Raw genomic sequence first — 21502 nt, 5'->3', positions numbered from 1 at the left:
TTGGCCGACTATCCTGTTGTTTTGGTGTTGTGTGTTTTTGGGGGTTGTGGGGGTGGGGGGGGGGGCCCCCCCCCCCCCCCGCCCGCGGCATGGGCCTCAGTCACACTGACCGGCGACCCGGTTGCTGACGCCGTGAGGAGGAGCCCGCTGTGGACATCGCGGTACGCATCACCCAGCAGGTGGAGGCTGACGCGCTGCTGTCGCGCAGCCCGCTCGCCCTGCTGGTGGGCGCCCTGCTGGACCGGCAGGTTCCGTCCGAGCGGGCCTTCGCGGCGCCAGCGGCCATCGCGCGCCGTCTGGGCCACGACGACCTGGACGCGGAGCAGATCGCTGGCCACGACCCCAAGCGACTCGCCGCGCTCTTCGCCGCGCCGCCGGCCCTGCACGACCACCCCGTGGTCATGGCCCGCCGGGTCCAGGAACTGTGCCGCCACCTCATCGCCCGCCACCACGGGCGGGCCGCCGCGGTGTGGGAGGAGGCGGCCGGCGGCCGGGACCTCTACCGGCGGATCAACGCGCTGCCGGGCTTCGGCCGCCAGAAGGCGCAGATCGTCGTCGCCCTCCTCGGCAAGCAGTACCGTGTGCGGCCCGAGGGCTGGCGTGAAGCAGCGGGCCCCTACGGCGAGGAAGGCGCCTTCCGCTCGGTCGCCGACATCACCGGGCCCGACTCCCTGGAACGGGTCCGCGCGCACCGGCGGCAGGAGGGCCGCACCATGGTCGCCCACCTCACCGCCGACCAGCAGGACGTGGTGCCCGCTGGGTGGGGCAATGCGACCATCACCACGGTGACGGGAACCGCCCGGGGCTCAATCGACGCCACCGCCCGGTCGTTCGCCAGGAACGCCACCACGACGTCCCCCTCCGCGCAACCCGCGAGCCCACATCCTGACCCCGCGCCAGGTATGCCGACGTCGCCCTGGGCCCCATAGCCGCCCCACGTCGCGCGTTCTCCTATCTCGCCTGGCCGACCGGACGAGATAGGAGGTGCTGTCAGACGGTCGGCTCTGCCGGTCCGGTTGTCTGCCTGATGACGGCCCGACCGGCGCGCAGCAGTGCCTCGTCGTACTCGGTGCCGTCGAAGAAGTTGCCGCTGCAGCGGGTGAGGGCGAGTTCGGCGCGGACCCGGGGCAGGGCGGGGGCGGCGGCGGGGCCCATTCGTTGCAGGCATTCCAGGACGTGGCGGGCGGTCGAGTTGTTCTCCTGCCAGCCCTGGAGGAGCACGGGCAGGACGGCGTCGGCTTCGGCCGGGCCGGCGATGTCGTGGATGGCGGCGGCGGCGTGTGTGCGGGTCCAGGCATGGTCGGCTTCGAGTAGTTGCCGCAGGCGGGGCAGTGCTGCGGCGGCCGGTGCACCGACCTGGCCGAGGGCGTCTGCGGCCTCGTGGCTGTTGGTGTCGAGCAGAGTGGTCAGCTGCGGCACGGCATCGGCGGGATCGCCCTCGATGTGCCACAGGGCCGTCACCGCGGCGACGCGCAGCTGCGGGTCGTCGGCGGCGGTGAGCGGGCGGACCGTCCCCAGCGCGGGTGCGGCGCTGGCGCCGAAGGCGCCGAGCGCGCGGAGGGCCGCGGCGGCGGTGCGCCACTGTTCCTGCTCGACAGCGGTGCTGAGGGCCGTGACGAGCGCGGGCACCGCCGCCGGGTCGCCGAGCCGGTTAAGGGCGGCCATCAGGTCGGCGGCGGACCCCCAGGGCGAGGAGAAGTCCGCGTCGGCGAGACGGCGGGTCAGCCTCGGCAGCAGCTCCCCGGCGGCCTGGGGCAGGTGGCCGGCGGCCTGCACGGCCCGCCAGTCGTCGACGCCGGTGTCGAGCGCCGTCAGCAGGCCAGGCAGGGACCGCTCGTCGCCGAGGCCGGCCAACGCCGTGACCGCCTCCTGGTGCGCCCGGCGCAGCAGCGGGTGCGGTGTGGCCCAGACGTGGAGTCCGTGTTGGGTGCGGTGCGCGTCGACGAGGGTGGCGAGAGCTTCGCGTGCGGGTTCGGCGAAGGCGGCGGGGAGCCTGCCGAGGGTCTCGGCCACATCGGCGGCGGTGTAGGGGTCGGTGGGGAGCAGGAGGTCGGCGAGCAGGAGGACGAGGGCGGTGTGGTCGCCGCGCCGGGAGCGGATCAAGTCCCCGGTCATGGCGATAGCGTCGTGGCGCACGGCCCGGTCGGGGCTGCGGAGCTGGGCGGTGAGCAGGGAGGTGCGCTCGGGCACGCGCGTGTCCAGGACCCGGTGGAAGGTGAGCAGCAGCTCGGTGGTGGGGGCGTGGACACGGCCGCAGCGGTCCAGCTCGGCGAACATGGCGGCGATCTGCGACGGGACGCCCTGCTCCCCGTCCCGTTCGGCGTCGGCGCAGGCGCACTGTCCGCAGTCCGCCGGCCCGTCCTGCTCCCCGGGCACGGGCTCGGGCTCGGCCGCCGGTTCGGGGGCGAGCTGGCGGAGCAGGCCGGTCGCCGTCGCGACGAGGTGCGCGTCGATCGCCTCCGGTGTGCAGGCCGCCCGGTGAACGAGGGCGGCGAGCCGGATGTCGGCGTCCAGCGCCGGGTCGGCGGCCAGGGTGGCGAGCCAGGTAGTCACCGGGCCGAGCGCGGCCGGCAGTCGCTGGGCCAGTGCCGCGGCCGCCTCGATGACCAGCAGCCGCTCGGTGGTGCCGCTCTCGGCCGCCAGCCGCTCGCGCAGCAGGGCGAACGCCCGGTCGACGTCGTCGAGGAACAGCCCCAGCGCCGGCAGGGCGGCCCGCCGCACCTGCGGGTCCGGGTCCGCCGCGTGGCGGACGAAGTCCTCGACACGCTCGCGCAGCTGGGGCACGACCTCCGCGTAGGGCCTCGATTCGTCGCCGGACGAGCTGTAGTAGACGTCGCCGGGGCCGCATTCGAGGGCCGAGCTGCCGATGCTGAGCGCGAGGTGGAGGACGGCCGCGCGGTCGGGCACCTGCGGATCGTCGGCGAGCGCGAGGAGGAACGGCAGGCTCGCCGCCGTGCACCGGTAGACGCCGCCCTGGTGGTGGACCGCGCTGTAGAAGCGGCTGAACGCCGTCTCCCGGACGTCGGGGTCAGGGTCGGCCATCTGCTCCAGCAGCAGCGGGACGTCGTCGGCCGGACCGTAGGCATGGCCCATCGACGACCAGTCGACCTGCTCCAGGCCCTCAAGACTGTTGATCATGAGGGCACGGTGCCACGGGCCACTGACACCACCCCTGGTCGCTTGCCGCCGCACGGACGAGGTGACGGCAGAACTCCCCGTGGGGACGGCGGTCGCCAGCAAAGGCGAGGGGTCACCGACGGGCTCCGCCCTTGTACGCCAGACCCCGCGCGGACGGGCCGCCGTGGGACCTTCCCAACAGGCCTTAGATGGGCAGGCTCCAGGTGGGGCCGGCCTCGTTGCCGATCCACACGCGCTGGCCGTCGCCGTCGATCGTGATGCCGAAGCCCTCCTGGTGGGGGGCGCCGTGCTGCTGCCATGTCTGGACGGCGGACTCGACCTGGTCCCACAAGCGCAGGGGGCCGCGCTGGGTGACGGTCCATCCGCCGTCGGGGTTCGGTGCGGTGCGGGCGTGGGAGCCGGTGGCGAAGTCGACCAGGATCTGCTGGTCGCCGGCGCCGATGATCTCGGCGGAGGGCGCGGCGAGCTGGGCGACCCACTTGCCGGTCCAGTCGCCCAGGATCGCCGGGTCGATCCGGCTGGGGCGGGTGTCGCCGGAGAGCAAGGTGATGGGCTGGCGCGGTGGCCGGTCGTGCGGACGGGCGACCATGAAGCTGACGTAGCCGGGCAGGAAGCGGCCGCTGGCGCTGCCGGGCCCGGTGACGGTGAGGAGTGCCAGACCGAAGGCGAAGGACCAGCCGGTGATGGTGGCGAGGATCTTCCCGCCGGGCCTGACCTGGTGCAGCCACGGGAGGGGGAGGTGGCGGATCGAGCAGGTCGCGATCAGCCGGTCGTACGGGGCGCCGTCGGCGTGTCCGGCAAGGCCGTCGCCGATGACGAGGGTGGGCGAGTACCCGGCGGCCTTGAGGGCCTGCGCGGCGCGGGCCCCGACCTGCGGGTCGACCTCGACGCTCACGACGTTGTCCTCGCCGAGGCGGTGGGTGCCGAGGGCGGTGGAGTAGCCGGTGCCGGTGCCGATCTCCAGGACCCGGTGGCCGGCCTCGACGTCGAGCCGCTGCCACATCCCCAGCACGAGGGAGGGCAGGGTGGAGGAAGACGAGGGGGCGCCGACCACCGGCTCCAAGGCGTCCGGGGGACTCAGGTGGTTGTCGAGCTGGGTGACCAGCGTCTGGTCGCGGTAGATCCCCTCCAGCCGGCCGGGCTCGCCGTTCAGGACCGGCCGGTAGGCCGTGGGCGCGCTGCCCGGCACGGGCAGGAAGTACTCGGGGACGAACAGCTCGCGCGGTACGGCGGCCGCGGCCGCGCGCCAGGCCGGGTCGGTGAGGGCGCCGTCGCGGGCGAGCTGGTCGACGAGGGCGGCGCGCAGTTCGGCGGATGAGCTCACGGGGTGGTGCCTCTCTGGAGTCGGTCGGCCAAGGCCTCGGCGATCAGGTCGGTGATCAGCTGGGGGAAGAACGCCCACTGCCCGTTCGCGTTGCATTCCAGGAACGTCCAGCGGCCGTCTTGGTCGACGGCGAAGTCGAACGCGCCGAAGACCAGACCGAAGGCGGCGAGGTAGCGGGCCACGGCGGCGGCGACACCGTCGGGCACCCCGATCCGGGTGTAGGTCACGAGGTCCTGGCGGCGCCGCCAGTCGAGGTCGGGGCTGTCGATCCGCACCGCGAACAGGCGCTCGCCAACCGCGGTGAGGCGCACGTCGTACGCCTTGTCCACCTTGGCCTGGAACAGGTGCGGGCAGGCCGCGACCGCGTCGGTGATCTCCTCCGGCCGTACCTCGGACACCCACACCTGCGCGGCACGACCGTCGTCGCCCGTGTAGGGGCTGTTCCACAGCGGCTTGTAGACCGTGCCGCCGGGCTGCGCCGCGCAGAACGCGCGGGCCTGGTCCGGGTCGGTCGTGATGACCGTGGCCGGCACGGCGAGGCCCGATCGCAGCGCGGTGTCGAGCTGGGTCGGCTTGTGCTCGGCCTCGCGCACCCTCCAGGGGTGGTTCACGTACTGGGCGCCGGGCAGCGCCGAGAGGATGCCGCCGACGCCCCAGTGGGCCTGGGAGCGGGCGAATGCCGCGTCCTGCCCTTCCATCCCAGCCGGCGCCCGGTACACGGAGGGGCGGCGGTTCCAGACGGAGCGGACGCGGCCGAGGTCCAGGCTGCGACTGGCGGTGGTGAGGGTGCCGCGCTGGCCGTGCGTGTCGTAGCGGGTGGTCAGCGCGGCACCCTGGTGGAGATCGACCCCCGGATCCGTGCGGACGACCGGTACGCCCCGCTCGGCCAGGATGCGCAGCACCACGTCCGCCGTGACGTCGTGGACGTTGGTCAGCACCAGCACGGCCGACGGCCGGTCTCCGGCCATCAGCCGGTGCCCTGGTCCTGGTCGTTGGAGGTGATGCTGTCCGAGTCGGTGGGCGCGGCATTGCCGCCGCTGTTCCCGTCGCCGCCGCCCTGGCCGGTGCTGGTCGGCGTACTGGAGTCGGTGCTGGTCCCGTGCGCTCCCATCTCGGCCCGCCGGCCCTCGTGGTCGAAGTAGACGGCGACCTGGGTCTGCGGGTCGATCACCGCGGTGAGGCCGAGGGCGGGTGTGGTGTCGGGATAGGGCCTCATACGGGTGGTGCCCCACGGCGGTTCAGGCGATCGGGTCATCCCGGCGTACCTCCCTCACAGGCCGCGGCCGAGCGGCCGGCAGCCTAACCAGGCTTCCACACTGAGTAGTTGAAGGAATGCATACCGTACGATGCGGGTCATCCGCCAGAGGACCAGATACGACGACGGGGCGAGTAGCAGCGGGCGGATACGGAGGCCGGGGCGCAGCCGTCCTGCGGTACGCCGCGCGGAGGCGGACGTGCGACGCCGGACGGATGGGAATCCGCAGATCACCGGTTGCGTGCGGCAGCATCGACGGCGGCGACCGGTTCGTCGGAAGGGGCATGACTCGCCGATGCTCCGTCGGTTTCGGAACTGCCCTGCGCGGCTCGCTGGACCAGTTCACCGCCCCCACCGTCCCGACGGCCAGGCAGCCGGAGTGGCTGCCCAACACCGCATTCCAGGGCGTCGTTGAGGAGTCACGCTGCCTGGTCGAGGCCTGCATGGAGCGGGTAGCCGCCTGGGAGGAGAAGGTGCTGTCGGTGGACTGCGACGAGCTGCAGGAGATCGCTTCGGAGGCCCGGCGGGAGGGGCGCAGCCCCGTTGCGGCGGTCGACGCCGTGGTGCGGGCCGCTCTGGAAGACTTCGTGCAGTGGGAGGAGGAGCTGGCGGGTCAAGCACGGTGCCGTATGTCTGGCCGACAGCCCGGGCCCCCGTGGCCGGCCAGCGGTTCCGGTCGGACTTTTTTGACGGATCCTCAGCGTCCCAGCGCGGCGGGCAGCTCTTCCGGCATGATCGGTGGATGGAACGAGTTGTTGATCTTGACGAGGCTGCCCTTGAGATCGAACGGCGGAGGGGCCGCTGGGAGGATGCCGGGCTCACCGTAGAGCCGGTCACCTGGCGCGATGAGGCACAGGAGTGGCCGCAGCAGCTGATGCCGGACCGGGCTGCAGTTGTGGATGCCGACTCCCTTGGGATCGTGCTCACCGGCCTGGGAGGCGAGCTGTCCGTGGTGTTGTTCAGGGGCGGTTGGACCGATTCGGACTACTTCGCCGGGCTCGACGACTTTGGCGCCCTGCCCACTACTGCCATCGGTTCGGCGGCGGCCTTCGGTGACCAGCTCGACTCCTACGTGGCCAGGGTCTTCGGACCTCTCGCGGGGACAGCCGTGTGATCGACCTCGACGCCGTCGCCGCTCACCACGGCTCCGGCCCGATCCTCCAACGGTGGTGCACCGCCCCAGCCCCCGCGGCGCCTGGCCCGTGGGCTGCGGGTTGGCGGGTGTCGCCCTTCTCCCGGACCAGGTGGAATTGTCAGTGCCTCCTGATCTCCTTGCGTGCACGACTCGTCACGCTTCGGATTCGGAGGATCCCATGCGCATCATCCGTCGTACCTTCATTGCCGCCGTGCCGGCCCTGGCCCTCGCGGTCATCGGACTCGCCCCGGCCCACGCCACCACCATCCGCGCCGGCGACTACGTCTGCGTCGGCGGCTCGCCCGCCCCTCGGCTCGTCAACAACAACATCGAGTGGTACGCCGAGGTCACCTGCGACGGCGACGGCTACGGCCCCAAGTGGGTCGAGGCTTCACTGGAGCGGGCGAACTGCGACGGCGACTTCTGCACGTTCTCGCATGTCATGGGCCCGCTGCGCAGCAGCGGCCACGATGACTTCACCCGGGTGAGCCGGGTGAGCAGCAACGCCGACTGCAAGGCGGCGGAACCGCCGCGAATCGCCAAGGGCAAGTTCCGTGTGTCCGCGGATATCTTCAGCGACGGCGGGGCCAAGCACGAGACGGGCATGTCCGACGTCGCCGAGTTGCCCTGCGCCTGACCGGTTGACGGGCCGGAGCGGCTGCGCGCGCCGCTGCGGCCCGTCCTCTACGGTCGCAGGATGACCGATCGGCCCGTTGTCATCCGCCCTCCGCAGACGCTCCTGGACGAGCCCCGGAGGCGGCTGTCGCACGGGGGCATCCTGGACACGCCGGCGGGGCTGTTCACGGTGCTCGTCTTCGAGCACCAGAGCCCGCCGGCGCGCGCCGAAGCGACGCCGTCGTGGACCGTCTACCTGACCGAGCCCGGGGCCCGGCACGCCGTGCTGGCGCTTGCCCGGGCCCTGCCCGCCCCGGACCACAGCGTCCACTTCGTCGCCTGTTCCTTCGGTCCCTTGCCGGACCCGGGCCGGCTGGTGCTGGTCGTCCAGCACCGCGATCTTCCCCACCCGCGGACTGTCGACCTGCGGACGCCGCCACCGCGCGGGGGCGCGGCCGTGTCCTGGCTCGCTGCTCCGGGACCCCTGCCGGGTACCGGAACGGAACCGGCACGGGCCTGGCACAGCGGACTCCTCAGGACGCCCTCCCTGGTGTTCACCCACCTGGAGGCCAACACTGTTGGCCCGGACACCCTCGCGACACCGGAGTGGGACCTCTCGCCGCACCGCCCCGAGAGCCGACCCAGGCCGCTGGCCGCGGACTTCACACCCAGCCGGCTCCTCCACGGCACCGCGACCGGCGGCGACCGGTTCTCCAGCTACGACGCCGTCTACGCCGCACCGGAATCCGGCGCACCCTTCACCTGGACCTGCGCCCCTCTGGGGCTGTTTGCCAACGCAACCACCGCAGGGGTGGCCCCGGGGACCTGAACGCGGCCGCCCGCCGGACGCGGGCCGTCCCTGACGTCCGGTCGGCACTTGCTTGGCCGGCCGCTGCTGCGGCGATGTGCAGAGCCTGCGGACTACCATCGGGAAGCCCCCACTTCGAAGGAATGTTCATCCATGCGCCCTGCCCGCTTTCAGCAGCTCCTGCTCTCCGCCGCCGAGTCTCTGCCCGGTGCCGCCGCGAAGACCTTCGATGCGGTAGGTGGCAGCAGGCAGCCGTACGGCGTGCTCATCGACATTGGCGGGAGGCCGAGCCGCTGGCAGATCGTGGTGGTGAGCGCCCCTGGGGAGGCGTGGGGCGACCACCCGGACCAGGAGCCGGTGCTGGGCGAGAAGCCCGTGGGGCCTGCGATGCCTGCGGAACTGAGCGACCTGGCGGCGGTCGAGCACGGGCTCGTCGCCGCGCTGCTGGCCGCGGACCCGGGCGAGATCGCCGCCGTCGAGGTGTACTCCGCACGGCCGGTGCCACCGGCGGTCGGCCACGGCGCCACGATCGACCTGCACGACGGGTCGCGGATGTTCGTCAACCACGTCCGCTGACCACCCGCTGCGCCCCGCCCCGGAGTTCCACGGCACGGCGCGCAGCCGCAGGCCGGGGGCTTCGGTGGCGGCCGGTCCTCGTGCAGGCGATCTCGCCATGGGGGTGGAGCGTTCCCAGGTGGGAGGCGGAGGACGGTCAGGCGCACCCTGGTGGTCGAGGTCTCGGCGCACGGTGCCGACCACCAGGGTGTGCGACTAGGACCGGGTGAGCAGGACCGGGCCGACGCCGAGCCAGCGGCCGACGTCGATGGTCGGCTCGGAGCGGGGCCTGCCGATCGTGGACCAGGCGGTGTCGATCAGTCGGCGCAGGCCGTCCCGCTCGGTCTCGGGTGCGCGCACCCCGTCTCGGACGTCGGCTTCGACGGGTCGCAGCGGGTAGGCCGATGGTGATCCGGCCCCGGGTGTGCTTGGTCAGGTGCCGGTTCCCGATCCAGAACCAGTCGGAGCAGTCGTATCCGGCGCCGAGGGCGGCCCGGCCGGTCCGGTCGCCGAGCGGGTGGCCTCCGATGGTCCAGGCGTACCAGATGCGGGCGCCGCCGGTGGCGGGGTGGAAGACGATCCGCAGGAAGGTTTCGGGGGGCGAAGTCGGCGACGATGCCGTCGACCACCGCCTTCTCCACCGGGGTCGGATCGCTGGTGTGCGTGAGCGCCATCGGCGCCGCGAGCGCGGTGGCCGTCATCACGCGGCGCCGGTCGGGACAGCGGCCGGGTGGACGCGGTAGGTGCCGTCGGGGTGGAGACGGACGGTGTCGCCGAAGAGGGCGAGGGAGCGGGCGGCGCTGCCGTGTTCGAGGATCGTGAGGCCGTCGACCGTGACCCGGTCGGTGCCGGGGTCGACGACGGTGTGGTACTTGGACAGGCCGATCAGTTCCCAGAGTTCGGCGATGGTCTGCGGGGTGACCTCCCATTCGGTGCGGACGGTGTCGGTGCACAGGATGCACGGGGTGCGGTCGGTGGAGTCGGTGTCGACCTGGAAGGCGGCGGCGCCGGCGCTGAGGCGGGCGTTGTCGAGGGCCTGGCAGTCCGCGTCCTGGTGGTGGCTGCTGCCTGCGACGACGAAGGCTGTGGTCACGGGGTTCTCCTCAGGCGGTGATCGCGGCCAGGATCGCCTCGCGGGTGGAGGTGATCAGGTTGCCGTCGTTGGCGGTGGGCAGCTCGGCGACGCGGGTGCGGGCGTGCTCGACCACCTGGTCGCGGTGGTGCTCCAGCAGGGCGTCCAGGGTCTCGACGGCGGCGTCGGCGTCGCCGTCGTCGAGCATGCTGCGCAGGACGTAGACCAGCTCGTCGTACTGGAGCCGGGCGTGGGGGCTGAGCGACTGGTTCATCGGTTCCTCCAGGGTGTTGGGTGCGGGCTGGTCGTGGTTCTCGGCGAGGGCGCTGGAACGGGCGGGGGCTGTCGGCAGTGCCACGGGCGTGGACGGCCTTCGGGCCAGGGATGGTTCAGGCGTTCTTCGGCGTGCCGGTGCCGAGTGCGGTGCGGCCGAGGTCGGTGAGGTGCAGGCGCTTGCCGCGGAGGGGCTCGTAGTCGCCGATGGTGATCAGGCGGAGGGCGTGGAGGCGGTTGACGGTGGCCCAGGTGAGCCCGGCGCCGACGCGGGCCGGGTCGCGCAGGATGTAGAGGTCCTCCTGGTCGATGCGGCGCAGGACCGCCAGTTGGGAGGCCTTGAGTCGGGGCAGGTCGGGCAGCTGCAGCTCGAAGGGCACGTTGTCGGGGCTGGGGAGGCTGGTCATGCCGGATCTCCTGGCTAAACGGGTGGTGGAGCTCGGGTCGGCCCGCGCGGACAGCCGATGGGACGGCTCTGCGGCGGCCGTTCAGCGCCTGGTGGGGAGGGATTCGATGGTGTTCGGCTGGATCGCTTCGAGGACGGCGAGTGCCCGGGGGCGGTTCAAGGTGCGTACGACGGCGGTACCGCGGGCAAGAAGCCCTGCCCGGCGGCTTCTCCATCAGACGGTTCGGTTCCGCACCCGCTCGGTCCCGCTCAGGCGGGGGCGGCGCCCGGGGTTTCGGGCATCACCATGACGCGGACGTCGACCGCTGCGCCGCGCCGGTTGACCGTGTCGGCCTGGATCCTCAGCTCGGGATCGAGTATGGCCGGGTCCTGCACGATGACGACGAACCGGCCTTCGTTGATGGTGTTCGGGGCACTCTCGCGGCGCTCGATCTCAAGGAGCGCGCGATGGAGCACGGTGGTGACCTGCTGGGCAGTCGCGCCCGGGCCGAGGGTCTTGCCGGTGGTCCGGCGCCCGAACTCGATCGGCCCTCCGGCCTGCAGATCGATTCGCAGTTCCATGGCTCCTCCAGCTGTGGTGGGGACGGACGTGCTGTCGGCGGATTGCCCTGGCGGGGCCCGGTAGTTCGGGTTCGCCACCGGGCTAACGCCTGGTGGGAAGCGATTCGATGGCGTTCTGCCGAATCGCTTCGAGGACGGCGAGCGTCTGGGGGCGGTTGAAGGTGCGCACGGCGGCGGTGATCGGGCCGAGGGCGACCCGGCTCCCGCGGGTGCGGGCGACGTCCTCCAGCAGGGCCGCCAGACGCTCGGCGGGGTCGTCAAGCCAGGTGCCGTCGGCGACGGTGCCGCGGGCGAGGTGGGCGATGGCCGTCCACCAGTCGGCGGGCAGGGGGTCGAGGTCGGCGAGCTCCAGGGCAAGGAGCCGTTCGGCCAGGTCGACGGGCAGGCTGCTGTAGGGGCGGCCCTGCTTCGCGCGGGCGATGGCCTTGTCGACTGTGCGAACGGAGACGCCGCCGAGCTGCTCGGCGACCGCCTCGCGACCGCCTCGGCCGCGGCCGAGGGCGGCGACGGCGCTGGCGATAGCGAACGCGCGCCGCTCGGAGCCTTCCTCCGCCTTCTTCCGCAGGTACTCGTGTCCGTCGTCGACTTCGCGGACGACGGCCAGCCAGTCGGCTTCGGCGGCGGTGCTCAAAGGGGTCTCCGATTCTCGCGGTGGCGCGGTTGGCCGATGCGGCCTGCCGCGCCGTCAGTCCTCGTCCGGGGTCCGGGCGAGGGTGTCGCGCAGGTCCCGCAGGTAGGCGTTCAGGCCGTCGATCACCAGGGGACCGCTGCCCATGCTCTCGCGGAACTCCGCGGTGAGGCGGGCGCCGACCTCCAGGAGCTGGTCATCGGTGGTGCCGGCGGTGACGCCGGCCTTCTCCGCGCTGCAGAACGCTCCGATGCTGTCGGTGGTCCACACCTCCAGCACCCCGGCCGGGTCATCACCGGCGGCGCGGCACAGGGCCTCGATCTCGTCGTAGGCGCGCCGGGCGTCGTCAGTGACGAGGCGTCCGGTCTGGTTCCAGTCGACGTAGTGGACCTCGGAGCTGTCCAGCAGCCGCTGGGCGGCCGGGCGGATCTGCTCCAGCAGCTCGTTGGCCCCTTCGGCCGTCAGCGGCGGGATGTCCCAGCGCAGTTCGATGCCGTAGCGGACCGATCCCGGGACGGCGGTGCCGACCTGCGCCTCGTAGGAGGCGAGGAGGACCCCGTCGGCGAGCCCGAGCTCGACGTGGGGCTGCTGGGGCTCGTTCTGGTTCTGGTAGTGGCGGTGGAGCTCGGTGTCCCCGGTGACCGGGGGACTCGGACCGCGATGCGCGTGGTCATGGCGTAACCTCCTGCGCGGCCTGCGCCGGCGGTAGAACGCCGTCACTCGGCCAGTGCTGTGTCGGGGGAGCTGAATCTCCCCCGACACAGCAATATTACCCCCCAGGGTTCAGTTTTTGCACCCATCGCGCAAACATCGCAAATGCTGTGCATTTTTTGCACGCTGAGTGCAAGGCGCGTGGCGGCAACGCGGCCCCGGCCCGCACCGTCAGCGCCCACCCGCTCAGGACACAAGCGGTAACCCGAACCCCGGCCAGAACACCCTGCCGACACCACCGGCAGGACCCGCCCTCGCCACCCAAGCCCACCGCCGTCAACACCCCTTCCCATCGAGCCGGACTCAGCGCCGGCTCGCCCACGCGGCCTGGCGGCCACGCAGCAGTCCCGTGGGAGGGGCCGGACTGCACTCTGGCGTGGCTCCGCCCTAGCGGATGGGCTTCACCGGCCAGGACCTCGGCGAGCATCCGGGATCTGGCGTCGGAGGAGAACTGCCGTTCCACCGGCAGCCCGGTCCCGCAGCGCGCCGGCCGGCTGTCGTCCGCGCGTTGTCGATGCGGGTGCAGCCCGGTGCGCGTAGGCAGGCAGAGCGGCATATGACAGAAGCGTGCGGTGGGTTGAACGATTGTGACCGGTGGTGTGCAGGTGACGGGAGGCGATGCTCGTAGATATGAGGACTAGCCGCATTTCTGCCCGGATCGCCTCACACTCTGTGCGCGCGGCGGGTTACTGTCCGACACAAACGAAAAGGGGCCCCGGGGTAGAGGTTGGTCGCCAAGCCGCCGGGGTCCCTACTCGCCAACCGTCCGAACACCCTGGAGGAGCCTGTGATGCTGCCTGCCCTGGGCCGGTCCCGGCGTGCCTGCACGCGCCGGAAGATCGGTCGCCTCGACGCTACCATTTCCGCCCGTTTCGTTGGCCAAACGCGAAAAGCCGGGGCCGCAGGCGTTGACCTGACGGGCAATCCGCGGATTCTCGCCTTCGTCGCCTCGGTGGTGCAGGTGATCCTGCTCATCAGCACGGCTGCGGACCGGCAGGACACCCATGACCTTCTCCGCCTGGGGACCGCTCTGATCTGGGCCGTCACCAGCACCGGCCCCGCGAGGCGGAAGCCGGGGGCCCACCGGAGGACCTGACGGCCGCGCGGACGATGGCGCACGGCGTCGGCCGCTGCGCCTCGCGCCGCTCGGATTTCCCCCCCGGTGGACGAGCTGGCCCGGCCGCCGGGGGACCGTTTCCCCTCCCGTTCCGGTCCCGGTGGTGCTCCCCGGGGCCGGCCACCGGCACGGAGTCCCTCGTGAACCAGATCCTGCGCTGCCGTTGGTGCCGGCGCACCTTCACCCGACCTCAGCGGCTGGGCCGTACCCCGTCGTACTGCCGTGCGCGCTGCCAGCAGGAGGCGGAACGTGCCCGCAAGGACGCACCGGCCGACCGCTCGCTCGACGACCTCGTCAGTACCCTGGCGCGCGAGCACCTCGCGCTCGCACGACAGCTCGCCCAGACCGCCGACGCTGTGGCAGTGGCGGAGGCCGACGAGGACGTCCAGGCCGTCCTGGGCCTGATCCAGGAAGCCGAGGAGAGTCTTGAAGATCTCCGGGCGCACGCCGTGCTCCAGGCCCGCACCCGCAAGCTCCCCTGGGCGGCGATCGGTCAGCTGACCGGCTGGGCCGCCGGAACGGCGCGCCGACGCTGGGACGAGGCCTACGCCGCCCGTCGCCTCGCCCAGCGGGAGGCCCGCAGCCAGCGCGTCCAGCCGGCCAACGGGACGATACCCGGGCCCGCCACCCAGCCCGGGACGACGCCCGCACCCTCGGGGACAGGCCATCGCGCACCGGAACAACGCCAGCGCTCGCACTCCAAGCAGGCCCCACCCGCGGAGCCGACCGCCGCCCCGGCCACGGATCCCACCGAGGCGACGGATCCCGCCGACGCGCTGCAGCCGGTGGCCGCGGCCAAACTCGCGAGCGCCCTGTCATGCTTGCACCGCCGCTCCCGCCGTTCCTCCCGCGAGTTGGCCGCCGATGCCGGGGTGTCGCCTTCCTTCATCAGCCGGGTACTCGCCGGCGAGCGGATCCCCTCCTGGCCTGTCGCCGACGCCCTGGTCCGAGCAGCAGGCGGAATGCCGGCCGACATCAGGCTCCTGTGGGACGCCGCCCACGGCATCTTGCCCGAGCGCCCGTTCGTCGCGACCCCGCAGGTCGCGGCCGAGTTCAGGGCATCCCTTGCCGCGGCGATGCGCGGCCTCCACCTGGCTGCCTTCACCCCCGACCCCCTGACCATCAGCGACATCTCCCGAGGACGCGTGAGCCCCGAGGACGCGGCCGGACTGCTCACCGGCGCCCGCGTACCGGACTGGCCGGCCGTCGAGGCCGTACTGGAAGTGCTGCGCGCGGACCCGGACTTCGTGCTGCCGCTGTGGGAGCGCGTGCAGCTGGTGCACCGCCACCACCCCTACCACGTCGGACCGCCCGCCGACGCCTTCGGCTGACCGAGAGGACACCGTGCCCCGCTCCTCGGACACGCCACGAGGCCCGCACCACCCGGCCCTGGGCGTCGCCACCCTGCTGGAGTCCCACTACCACCACTACCTCGACTACGCCCGGCTGCTCCTGCCCCCCGACCAGGTGCACCCCGCCGTCTGCGCCGCCGCCGCCCAGGCCGCGGCCCGCTGGCAGAGCGTCCTGGCCGCGCCGGACGCGACGGCCGCGCTCTGGAGGCTCTTCCGCGCCGCCCTGGTCGCCAGAGCCTGCCCGCAGGCCCTGGCCCCGGTCGCCCACCTGACCGCCGGCCAGCAGGACCTGGTGCTCATGCGTCATGCGCTGGGGTGGAGCGACGCGACCATCACCACGGTGACGGGCACCGACCGGTGCGCGATCGAGGCCGCCGCCCGGTCGTTCGCCAGAACCGCCACCGCGACGGACCCCTCCTCGAAGCCGTGACGAGCCCATGCCTGATCCCGCACCGGGCACCCCAGCGCCCTCCTGGCCCCGCCCTCGGCCGCGAAGCGGACCGGACACCACCACCCGTCGAAAGCCTCAGCCCGAACGTGACCACCACGACCTCGGGCGGTCCCGGCGGTTCGCCGGCCAACACGCCCGCCACGGTCGTTGCCAGGCCGTACCGGAATCCACCACTCTTGGATCCGGCCGTCAGGCGGCCGCGCCGAGCGGGAATCCGGCCTTCCTCCCGCATCCCCCGGCCGATGCGTCCATCGACGCACCGCCGATCTCCAGCGGCTCAACCCCACACCCTTGACCAGCACGCCGGGCCGGCGGCGTCCAAGGGGAACACCATGCCCACGACCAGCCGCCTTCGCCATCGCGCCCGTCGGCGTTCGGCACTCACCCGCGAACCCCACCAGCAGGCGGTCCGCGAACTCACCGCACTGGGCCCCGCCGCTCCGCTCGTCCCGGCCGCCGCAACCGCGGCCCAGGAACAGCTGGAATGGTGGCTCCTCCACACCACCGCCTGGCCCCCGGAGCCCGTCCCCGTACCACTGGGCATCGAGCGTGTCACGCCACTCGTCGACGGGCTCGACCTCCACCTCACCGATGACAGCCGCTACCTGCGCTGGTTCACCCGTGTGGTCCTGCCCACCGTCAAGGACGGCGCTGTCCACGGCATCCCGGGCCTGCGGGTCGTCCTTGACCACGGGGGCGCCCCCGTCCTGCACCTCGCGGGCACCAACGCCCAGGTGCGACTTCGCGGCTTCCCCACGGCTCTGTGGCGCGAGAGCGTCGACGCGGCACGCGAAGACTTCGCCCTGTCAGGGTTCCGTCCGCTGTGGACCGCCCCCCTTGAGGCGACGACCGCCCCCGAAGCCGAACTCGCGCCGTGGTTCAGCCCCGACGCCGGACCCCGTCCCTTCCGCATCGCCAGCGCCCTGCTGCGCCGAGTCGGATTGTTCGCCGCCGCGGGCACCACAGCCTGCCTCACCGGCTGGACCACCTGGGGCACATTCAGAGAAGGCTGGAAGTTCGACTTCGAGTTCATCCCTGGACACCGCCCCGACCACGACCGCCTGCTCAGCATGCTCACCGACCCCGACGACGGCCTGCCGCTGCGCATCACCGCACGCAGCTGCAACAGGTGCCCAGGACCGGAGGCCTCGTGCCGGGTGAATCTGGTGGCCACGGACGGGACGCCGGGTGAGGTCACGCTGCTGTTCCGAACCACGGAGGAGGAGGTCGTACGGGCCTGGGAGCAGCGCTGGCCGGCAGCCTTCGCGCGGATCCGTACCGCTTGGGGTACCGGGGGAGCGCCGAAGCACTGAGACGGGCCTCGGCTCTACGGCGGTCTGCCGAGCCCGCTGGCGAAGGGGGCTCCCCAAATGGGGAGCCCCCTTCGGTCCGGTCCGGAGCGTGCAAGGTCAGGGCCGGTCGGCCGCGGAGGAGTACACCCACCCGACGGTCGGGTCGTAGTCGACCTGGCCGGCGTTGACCAGCGCGTCGAGGGCGGCGGCGATGTGGGGGCCGGGCAGGTCGAGGGCTTCGCCCAGGCTCCCCCGGGTCACGAGCTCCTCGGTTCCGGCAACTTGCAGGTAGTCGCGGACCTGGTCCACCGGGATCGCTTCCCGGAGGCGCACGGGCGGGTCGACGAACGCGGTGACCGCCTTGGCCACGTCCGCGGCCCACGGGGCGAGACCGGCCGGGGTGATGTCGAGCGCGGCACGCAGGTCGACCATCGGGGCGAGCGCCGCCTGGGCCGTCCGCAGTGTCGGACCCAACGCTGCGCCGCCGACGAAGGCGTAGCCGACGACGGCGTTGACCAGGGTGGTCAGCACCGCGCGGGTGCCGTCCGCGATCTGGCGTGCGGCGTCGGCGTGTTCGGGTCCCGGGGCGTCGGCGTCCGCGGGGAAGGCGAGCAGCATGCGCACACGCAGACGGGTGGCTTCGGAAAGGGCGGCGGCGAGGTCGGCGAGGGCCACCGCGTCGTCGGCGTCACGGCGGAGAATCTCCTGGACGACCAGGGTGAGGTGCGTTCTGGACTGGATGTCGGTGTGGCGCGTTTCTCGGGCCTGGTGCTGGGCCGCGCGGACAGAGGCGGCACTGTCCCGATCGGTTCCCTGGAGGTCACGCTTCTCGCTGTCGGCGGCGAGGTCGGCTGCCAGTTCGTGGAGCACGTACAGGGCGGCGATGGCCATGGAGGTCCTTCCCCGTCGGGAGACGGTCCCCGGCGGTGGGTGAGGTGGATGCAGCTGTGGCAAGGGCGGTGGGCGGCGGCGACCGGCGCGGCGGACCGCGTCGGGCACTGGGTCAGTCGTCGCCGTACTCCACGGTCTTCCATCCCTCGGGCAGCTCACGGACCTCGAATCCCGGCGCGAGTACCTGGTGCACGTAGGAGCGGTCGGCCCAGCCGGTGAGGCTGCTGTGGACGGTGGAGATGATCGGCTCCTGCGGGTTGTCGAAGAGCACCACCGGCTCCAGCGAGGATCCGGTGATCGAGCCGGAGTCCTCGGGAATCGGCACCCACCCGATCACCGGGACGACCATGATCTGCGAATCCCCCGGAGAGGCGATCGCCACCCGCCAACCGTTCGGCGCTGCCACGAACCCCGCCAGGTCGCTTTCGTTCATCATGAACACCAGCCTGGCCCTGTAGCCTCCCCCACGTCCCCGCGTTCTCCGATCTGGCACAACGCGGCCAACCGGTTACCTGCCTGTCCACGGCACCGGGCGTGGTGCCGGGCGGGCCCGGTGGGTGACGGGATCGTCCGGGCCGTGGCCTGTCCGACGGCGGGCCCCATCGGTAGGCTGGACAGCATGACCCTGCGTCAACTGGACCCGGTGGTGCTCGACGGCGACCTCGCCGACTGGGTGGAGGCCACCGCCGCGAACGCCGGCCTCAGCGTCCCCGAGTACCTGGCCGGGCTGGTCGAAGCCGACCGCAGCGCCAGCGCCGTCGACCGCGCCAACCGTCTCGCCGCCCCGCTCTACCAACGGTGGGTGGACACCGGCCGACCCGTGGACGACGGCCTGACCATCGACGAGGTCTTCGGCCCGTGACCCGTCCGTACGACGTGCGCATCTCCAAGACGGTCGCCCAGAGCATCCGCGAGCTGCCCGCCCCGACACGCGACGAGCTGCGCGCTGCTCTCCTCCGTGCGCAGGAGGACCCCTACAGCTGGCCACAGGCCGACCGCTACGACCTGGACGAGACCGTCCGGGTCATCACCGCCGGGGCCGTGATCGCGCACTACGCTGTTGTCCCCACCACGCCGCACCTGTGGTTGTTCGCGATCACCGCACTCTGACCGACCTACGACGGTAGGGGACCGGAGGCACCGCGCTGGGTGCAGAACCTCTGGACGTGACGGGACACCGGCGGCGGACGACCTCGGGCACGGTGGCCGAGGCCGATGTGCCGGCTCCGGTGGCAAACGCGGCCGGCGGTATGTGCGCCGCGGTACCGCAGCCGTCGGCCCGCTCGGGGCCGTGGCCCTGACGGTGTGCCGGGACCGGCGGATCCGGGAACTGCCAGCCGTGGGTACGCCGCACAGCTGCTGCGGCGGGTTCATGTCCGCGCGCCGCCGGAGCGGCGGCCCGTGCAGGTAGCGGTTGGTCAGAGCCCTTGGCCGTAGAGCACCTTGAGGTCGCCCATGATCTGGCTCACGAGCTCCTCGGGACGTGTCCCCGCGCTGTAGACCTCCGAGTAGGAGTCGTTGCCGCGGCTGCTGCACACCCAGCCGCGTGCGTCGAACTCGACCTGGAAGGGGCGGCCGGCGTGGGCGAAGTGCACAGCCTCGTCGACGAGTGCACCGCCACGTGTCTGGAACAGGGTGGCCAGCCGCTCGATGGGCTCCTGGGGGATGAGCGGTTCGGCCTTGCGCTGCACGGCGATGATCGAGGAGAGCGGGCCGGAGACGATGGTGCGGTCACGGCGCGAGGTGAACTCGAAACCGGGATCGCCGCCCTGGTCGACCGCGTCCTGCGGGAGGCTGTTGAAGGTGAAGGCGGCGATCCGGAAGCTGCCGGGTTCGATGTCGATCCATTCCCCGGCGATGTGGACGCGGTTCACGGCCTCGGGCTCGATGTTGAGACGCACGGTTCTCCCCTCCGGGGGCTGCGCCCCGTTGCCGGTCGCGGTGTCCGTATCGGGTACGGCCGCGGGGCCAATGTAGTGGACCTTCGGGGTGTGGCCGGCGGAGTTGGGGAACTCCGGTACGGCTCGGTGGCGATCCGGACGTTCTACTCGCCCGGGGCCGCCGGGCGGGACCGGTTGTCGTCGTTCGGCTCGGGCTCGCGCAGCCGCCAACGTTCGGCGGGCGCTCGGAAGCTGTCGTCGAGCGGAGGCTCGGCCTCCCGCCGGTAGGGCGCCGGGACGTGCTCGGGGAGGTCTTTGCTGATGGTGTGTCGGCTGCGTTCGCCGCGGGGAACCCCGTGGGTCTGGCGCATCTGCGCGCGGATCAAGGCCGCGACGCGGGCCACGGTCTCTATCGACGCGCGGGCGTTGCCGTCGGGAAGGTGTTCGGGGTGGATGTCGAAGCGGGTGCGGCTGGGCCGGCAGTGCGGGCAGCTGGAGCTGTTCTCCAGCAGGGAACCGTCCTCGCACTTGGGGTCGGGGCAGTCGCTGGGCTGGATGAGCTCGACGGCGATCTCGTCGGCCCGGGCTTCCAGTTCGGGGCGGGAGAGGTTGGAGTAGCGCAGGTACCAGCGGCGCTCGATACGCTCGCGCAGCTCGGCTGGCCTGCGGTGTTCGAGTTCCTGGCGGACCAGGGCGGGGACGGTGTGCGGCAGCCCGCCAGCCTTGCTGAGGACGTGCAGGAGCGGAGCGGGGTAGCCCTCGGTGACCCAGGTGGTGGGGCTGGTTCCGCGGGAGAGGTAGGGCGTGCTCATGCTCGGTCGGTCCTGTCGCTGTCGGGCTGCTGCCAGCGGCGGGCGGTGGCGACCCGGGTGCGGGCCCGGCGGGCGCACCGGTAGCACAGCCAGTCCGCCCCGGCTTCGGGCACCACGGTGGTGTTGTTGCAGTGGTCGCCCGCGCAGGTGGTGGTCTTCGGCCCCTGGGGGCCCGTGTCCGCAGGTGCCTCGGTGGGCTGGAAGCCGGCGGGGCGGTCGAGGGTGATGTAGCGGGCGTGGCGGTCGGTGTGGAAGCCGACGAGCTCGACGGCGGCCGTGTCGGGGGCCTCGGACTGGTGGTGGGCCGGGCAGTGCTGGCGCAGCCAGCGCAGCGCGTCCAGGTAGGAGGCCAGCGGGTTGACCTCCCAGACCCACATCGGGCGCTTCACGGTGGACTTGGGGCGGGCCCTGGAGGGCGGCACCGGGACCTGTACCCACTGCCCTTCGTCGAGCTCGAACACGCCGCGCTTGCAGCGGTCCTGGGTCTCCTCGTCCAGGGCGACGCACTGCAGTTCGTCGATGGGGCCCGGGGCGATGCGCAGGGTGTTGTTGCAGGCGAGGACGTGGCGCTGGACAGGGCGGTCGGCGGGAAGGTCGGGTTCGACGTCCTGCGCGGCGTCCTCGGTGGGCGCCTCGTCGCGGAGCCTCGGGATGAACGAGCCCTCGCTGATCAGCTTCTGCATGCGGACCCCGAGGGCCTGGTGGAGGGGATGGATCGCCGGGTCGAGGTCGTCGTGCTCGACGGCGGGGCAGATCGCGGGGTGGGCGATGCGGCAGAACTGGTCGATCCGGCCGTAGGCGCCGGGCCGGGCGACGCCTCCGCTGACGGACCACCGGTAGCGCAGGGGCACGCGGGGGCTGGGGAACTCCATCGGGGTGAGCGGGATGCGGCCGCCGTCGTGGCGGTCGAACCACTCCACCAGGTTGCCGCAGTACCCGCAGGCCCCGTTCCCGTGCGTGCGCAGCGTCTTCGACGGGCTGTTGGAGTGCAGGCGGGCGTTGGTCAGCGCTCCGCGGCCGCGGCCGGGTGTCGTCCAGTCGCCTTCTGTCGCCATGCCAGGCCCCCTTGTCCCCGGGCGGGTTCGGACGGTGCGGGTCACCATCATGCCCCCTGCGCCGGGCCGCTCGGCCCGCGGGCGGGCGAAGCCCTGCGAGCTCGGCCGGCGCGCGGTGAGGGGTGAGCCGGACGCGCTGCGGCGGCGCTGGCTAACCACCAGCTGGCGGAG

26 protein-coding genes and 1 pseudogene are annotated in these 21502 nt (G+C 72.6%); 11 read left to right on the top strand and 16 right to left on the bottom strand.

All coding sequences use genetic code 11. The features are described from left to right. Positions 1 to 149: 149 nt before the first annotated feature. Positions 150 to 701 (top strand): annotated as a pseudogene (locus ACFWXO_RS05510) (HhH-GPD-type base excision DNA repair protein); the annotation flags it as partial. Between the two features lie 289 nt (positions 702 to 990). On the opposite strand, the gene ACFWXO_RS05505 reads toward ACFWXO_RS05510, so the two are convergent. The 4 genes from ACFWXO_RS05505 to tgmA form a co-directional block, all read right to left on the bottom strand. Then, positions 991 to 3138: a HEAT repeat domain-containing protein gene (locus ACFWXO_RS05505; RefSeq protein ID WP_380522448.1), complete on the bottom strand. Its 2148-nt coding sequence runs from the start codon at positions 3136 to 3138 to the stop codon at positions 991 to 993. A gap of 184 nt (positions 3139 to 3322) precedes the next feature. After that, the gene (tgmC, locus tag ACFWXO_RS05500) at positions 3323 to 4462 is read right to left on the bottom strand and encodes an ATP-grasp peptide maturase system methyltransferase (RefSeq protein ID WP_380522447.1); all 1140 of its coding nucleotides are present in this window, start codon (positions 4460 to 4462) and stop codon (positions 3323 to 3325) included. Further along, complete coding sequence (gene tgmB, locus ACFWXO_RS05495; RefSeq protein ID WP_380522446.1) at positions 4459 to 5430, bottom strand: ATP-grasp ribosomal peptide maturase; 972 nt, start codon at positions 5428 to 5430, stop codon at positions 4459 to 4461. Before tgmB ends, tgmC begins: the two co-directional genes overlap by 4 nt. Further along, entirely contained in the window at positions 5430 to 5717 is a 288-nt protein-coding gene (gene tgmA / locus ACFWXO_RS05490) for a putative ATP-grasp-modified RiPP (protein WP_380522445.1), read from the bottom strand. Before tgmA ends, tgmB begins: the two co-directional genes overlap by 1 nt. 742 nt (positions 5718 to 6459) lie before the next feature. Between tgmA and ACFWXO_RS05485 the strand changes: the two genes are divergently transcribed. From ACFWXO_RS05485 to ACFWXO_RS05470, 4 genes are all read left to right on the top strand, one after another. After that, the gene (locus tag ACFWXO_RS05485) at positions 6460 to 6831 is read left to right on the top strand and encodes a hypothetical protein (RefSeq protein ID WP_380522444.1); all 372 of its coding nucleotides are present in this window, start codon (positions 6460 to 6462) and stop codon (positions 6829 to 6831) included. A gap of 199 nt (positions 6832 to 7030) precedes the next feature. Further along, a complete protein-coding gene (locus ACFWXO_RS05480) occupies positions 7031 to 7489 on the top strand; it encodes a hypothetical protein (protein WP_380522443.1) in 459 nt (152 codons plus the stop codon). A gap of 60 nt (positions 7490 to 7549) precedes the next feature. Next, complete coding sequence (locus ACFWXO_RS05475; protein ID WP_380522442.1) at positions 7550 to 8296, top strand: hypothetical protein; 747 nt, start codon at positions 7550 to 7552, stop codon at positions 8294 to 8296. Positions 8297 to 8428: 132 nt separating this feature from the next. Further along, positions 8429 to 8851, top strand: coding sequence for a hypothetical protein (locus tag ACFWXO_RS05470; protein ID WP_380522441.1), 423 nt, complete (start codon positions 8429 to 8431; stop codon positions 8849 to 8851). 195 nt (positions 8852 to 9046) lie between these two features. Here ACFWXO_RS05470 and ACFWXO_RS05465 read toward each other — a convergent pair whose 3' ends face one another. The 7 genes from ACFWXO_RS05465 to ACFWXO_RS05435 form a co-directional block, all read right to left on the bottom strand. Next, entirely contained in the window at positions 9047 to 9190 is a 144-nt protein-coding gene (locus ACFWXO_RS05465; protein ID WP_380522440.1) for a hypothetical protein, read from the bottom strand. A gap of 340 nt (positions 9191 to 9530) precedes the next feature. Next, positions 9531 to 9923 carry a hypothetical protein gene (locus tag ACFWXO_RS05460; RefSeq protein ID WP_380522439.1) on the bottom strand — a complete coding sequence of 131 codons (393 nt, stop codon included), beginning with the start codon at positions 9921 to 9923 and terminating at the stop codon, positions 9531 to 9533. Between the two features lie 10 nt (positions 9924 to 9933). Further along, entirely contained in the window at positions 9934 to 10260 is a 327-nt protein-coding gene (locus ACFWXO_RS05455; RefSeq protein WP_380522438.1) for a hypothetical protein, read from the bottom strand. A gap of 31 nt (positions 10261 to 10291) precedes the next feature. Beyond that, positions 10292 to 10582: a hypothetical protein gene (locus ACFWXO_RS05450; protein WP_380522437.1), complete on the bottom strand. Its 291-nt coding sequence runs from the start codon at positions 10580 to 10582 to the stop codon at positions 10292 to 10294. 248 nt (positions 10583 to 10830) lie between these two features. Beyond that, on the bottom strand, positions 10831 to 11142 hold the full coding sequence (locus ACFWXO_RS05445) for a hypothetical protein (RefSeq protein ID WP_380522436.1): 312 nt from the start codon (positions 11140 to 11142) through the stop codon (positions 10831 to 10833). Between the two features lie 82 nt (positions 11143 to 11224). After that, positions 11225 to 11773: a hypothetical protein gene (locus ACFWXO_RS05440; RefSeq protein ID WP_380522435.1), complete on the bottom strand. Its 549-nt coding sequence runs from the start codon at positions 11771 to 11773 to the stop codon at positions 11225 to 11227. Between the two features lie 54 nt (positions 11774 to 11827). Further along, positions 11828 to 12490, bottom strand: coding sequence for a hypothetical protein (locus ACFWXO_RS05435; protein ID WP_380522434.1), 663 nt, complete (start codon positions 12488 to 12490; stop codon positions 11828 to 11830). A gap of 781 nt (positions 12491 to 13271) precedes the next feature. Here ACFWXO_RS05435 and ACFWXO_RS05430 point away from each other — a divergent pair. From ACFWXO_RS05430 to ACFWXO_RS05415, 4 genes are all read left to right on the top strand, one after another. Further along, positions 13272 to 13577: a hypothetical protein gene (locus ACFWXO_RS05430; RefSeq protein WP_380522433.1), complete on the top strand. Its 306-nt coding sequence runs from the start codon at positions 13272 to 13274 to the stop codon at positions 13575 to 13577. Between the two features lie 161 nt (positions 13578 to 13738). Then, complete coding sequence (locus tag ACFWXO_RS05425; RefSeq protein WP_380522432.1) at positions 13739 to 14929, top strand: helix-turn-helix domain-containing protein; 1191 nt, start codon at positions 13739 to 13741, stop codon at positions 14927 to 14929. Between the two features lie 13 nt (positions 14930 to 14942). Further along, positions 14943 to 15380 (top strand): hypothetical protein, encoded by a 438-nt coding sequence (locus tag ACFWXO_RS05420; RefSeq protein WP_380522431.1) that lies wholly within the window; start codon positions 14943 to 14945, stop codon positions 15378 to 15380. Positions 15381 to 15733: 353 nt separating this feature from the next. Then, the gene (locus ACFWXO_RS05415) at positions 15734 to 16714 is read left to right on the top strand and encodes a hypothetical protein (protein WP_380522430.1); all 981 of its coding nucleotides are present in this window, start codon (positions 15734 to 15736) and stop codon (positions 16712 to 16714) included. 96 nt (positions 16715 to 16810) lie between these two features. Here ACFWXO_RS05415 and ACFWXO_RS05410 read toward each other — a convergent pair whose 3' ends face one another. Both ACFWXO_RS05410 and ACFWXO_RS05405 read right to left on the bottom strand, forming a co-directional pair. Then, positions 16811 to 17584, bottom strand: a complete 774-nt coding sequence (locus ACFWXO_RS05410; RefSeq protein WP_380522429.1) for a hypothetical protein — start codon at positions 17582 to 17584, stop codon at positions 16811 to 16813. Between the two features lie 112 nt (positions 17585 to 17696). After that, a complete protein-coding gene (locus ACFWXO_RS05405) occupies positions 17697 to 18020 on the bottom strand; it encodes a hypothetical protein (RefSeq protein WP_380522428.1) in 324 nt (107 codons plus the stop codon). 183 nt (positions 18021 to 18203) lie between these two features. Between ACFWXO_RS05405 and ACFWXO_RS05400 the strand changes: the two genes are divergently transcribed. Both ACFWXO_RS05400 and ACFWXO_RS05395 read left to right on the top strand, forming a co-directional pair. Next, positions 18204 to 18446: a hypothetical protein gene (locus ACFWXO_RS05400; protein ID WP_380522427.1), complete on the top strand. Its 243-nt coding sequence runs from the start codon at positions 18204 to 18206 to the stop codon at positions 18444 to 18446. Further along, positions 18443 to 18694 (top strand): hypothetical protein, encoded by a 252-nt coding sequence (locus tag ACFWXO_RS05395; RefSeq protein WP_380522426.1) that lies wholly within the window; start codon positions 18443 to 18445, stop codon positions 18692 to 18694. The genes ACFWXO_RS05400 and ACFWXO_RS05395 overlap by 4 nt, the downstream gene beginning before the upstream one ends. A 308-nt stretch (positions 18695 to 19002) precedes the next feature. Here the strand turns inward: ACFWXO_RS05395 and ACFWXO_RS05390 are convergent, their stop codons facing one another. The 3 genes from ACFWXO_RS05390 to ACFWXO_RS05380 form a co-directional block, all read right to left on the bottom strand. Then, positions 19003 to 19485: a hypothetical protein gene (locus ACFWXO_RS05390; RefSeq protein ID WP_380522425.1), complete on the bottom strand. Its 483-nt coding sequence runs from the start codon at positions 19483 to 19485 to the stop codon at positions 19003 to 19005. 143 nt (positions 19486 to 19628) lie between these two features. Next, positions 19629 to 20276 (bottom strand): hypothetical protein, encoded by a 648-nt coding sequence (locus tag ACFWXO_RS05385; protein WP_380522424.1) that lies wholly within the window; start codon positions 20274 to 20276, stop codon positions 19629 to 19631. Then, positions 20273 to 21331, bottom strand: a complete 1059-nt coding sequence (locus ACFWXO_RS05380; RefSeq protein WP_380522423.1) for a DUF6083 domain-containing protein — start codon at positions 21329 to 21331, stop codon at positions 20273 to 20275. The genes ACFWXO_RS05385 and ACFWXO_RS05380 overlap by 4 nt, the downstream gene beginning before the upstream one ends. Positions 21332 to 21502 lie beyond the last annotated feature (171 nt).

This window comes from Kitasatospora sp. NPDC059088, assembly GCF_042738155.1.
In the GTDB taxonomy this organism is placed as follows: Bacteria; Actinomycetota; Actinomycetes; order Streptomycetales; family Streptomycetaceae; genus Kitasatospora.
The sequence above is the reverse complement of the archived record's forward strand: the minus strand, read 5'-3'. Positions and strand labels throughout refer to the sequence as shown.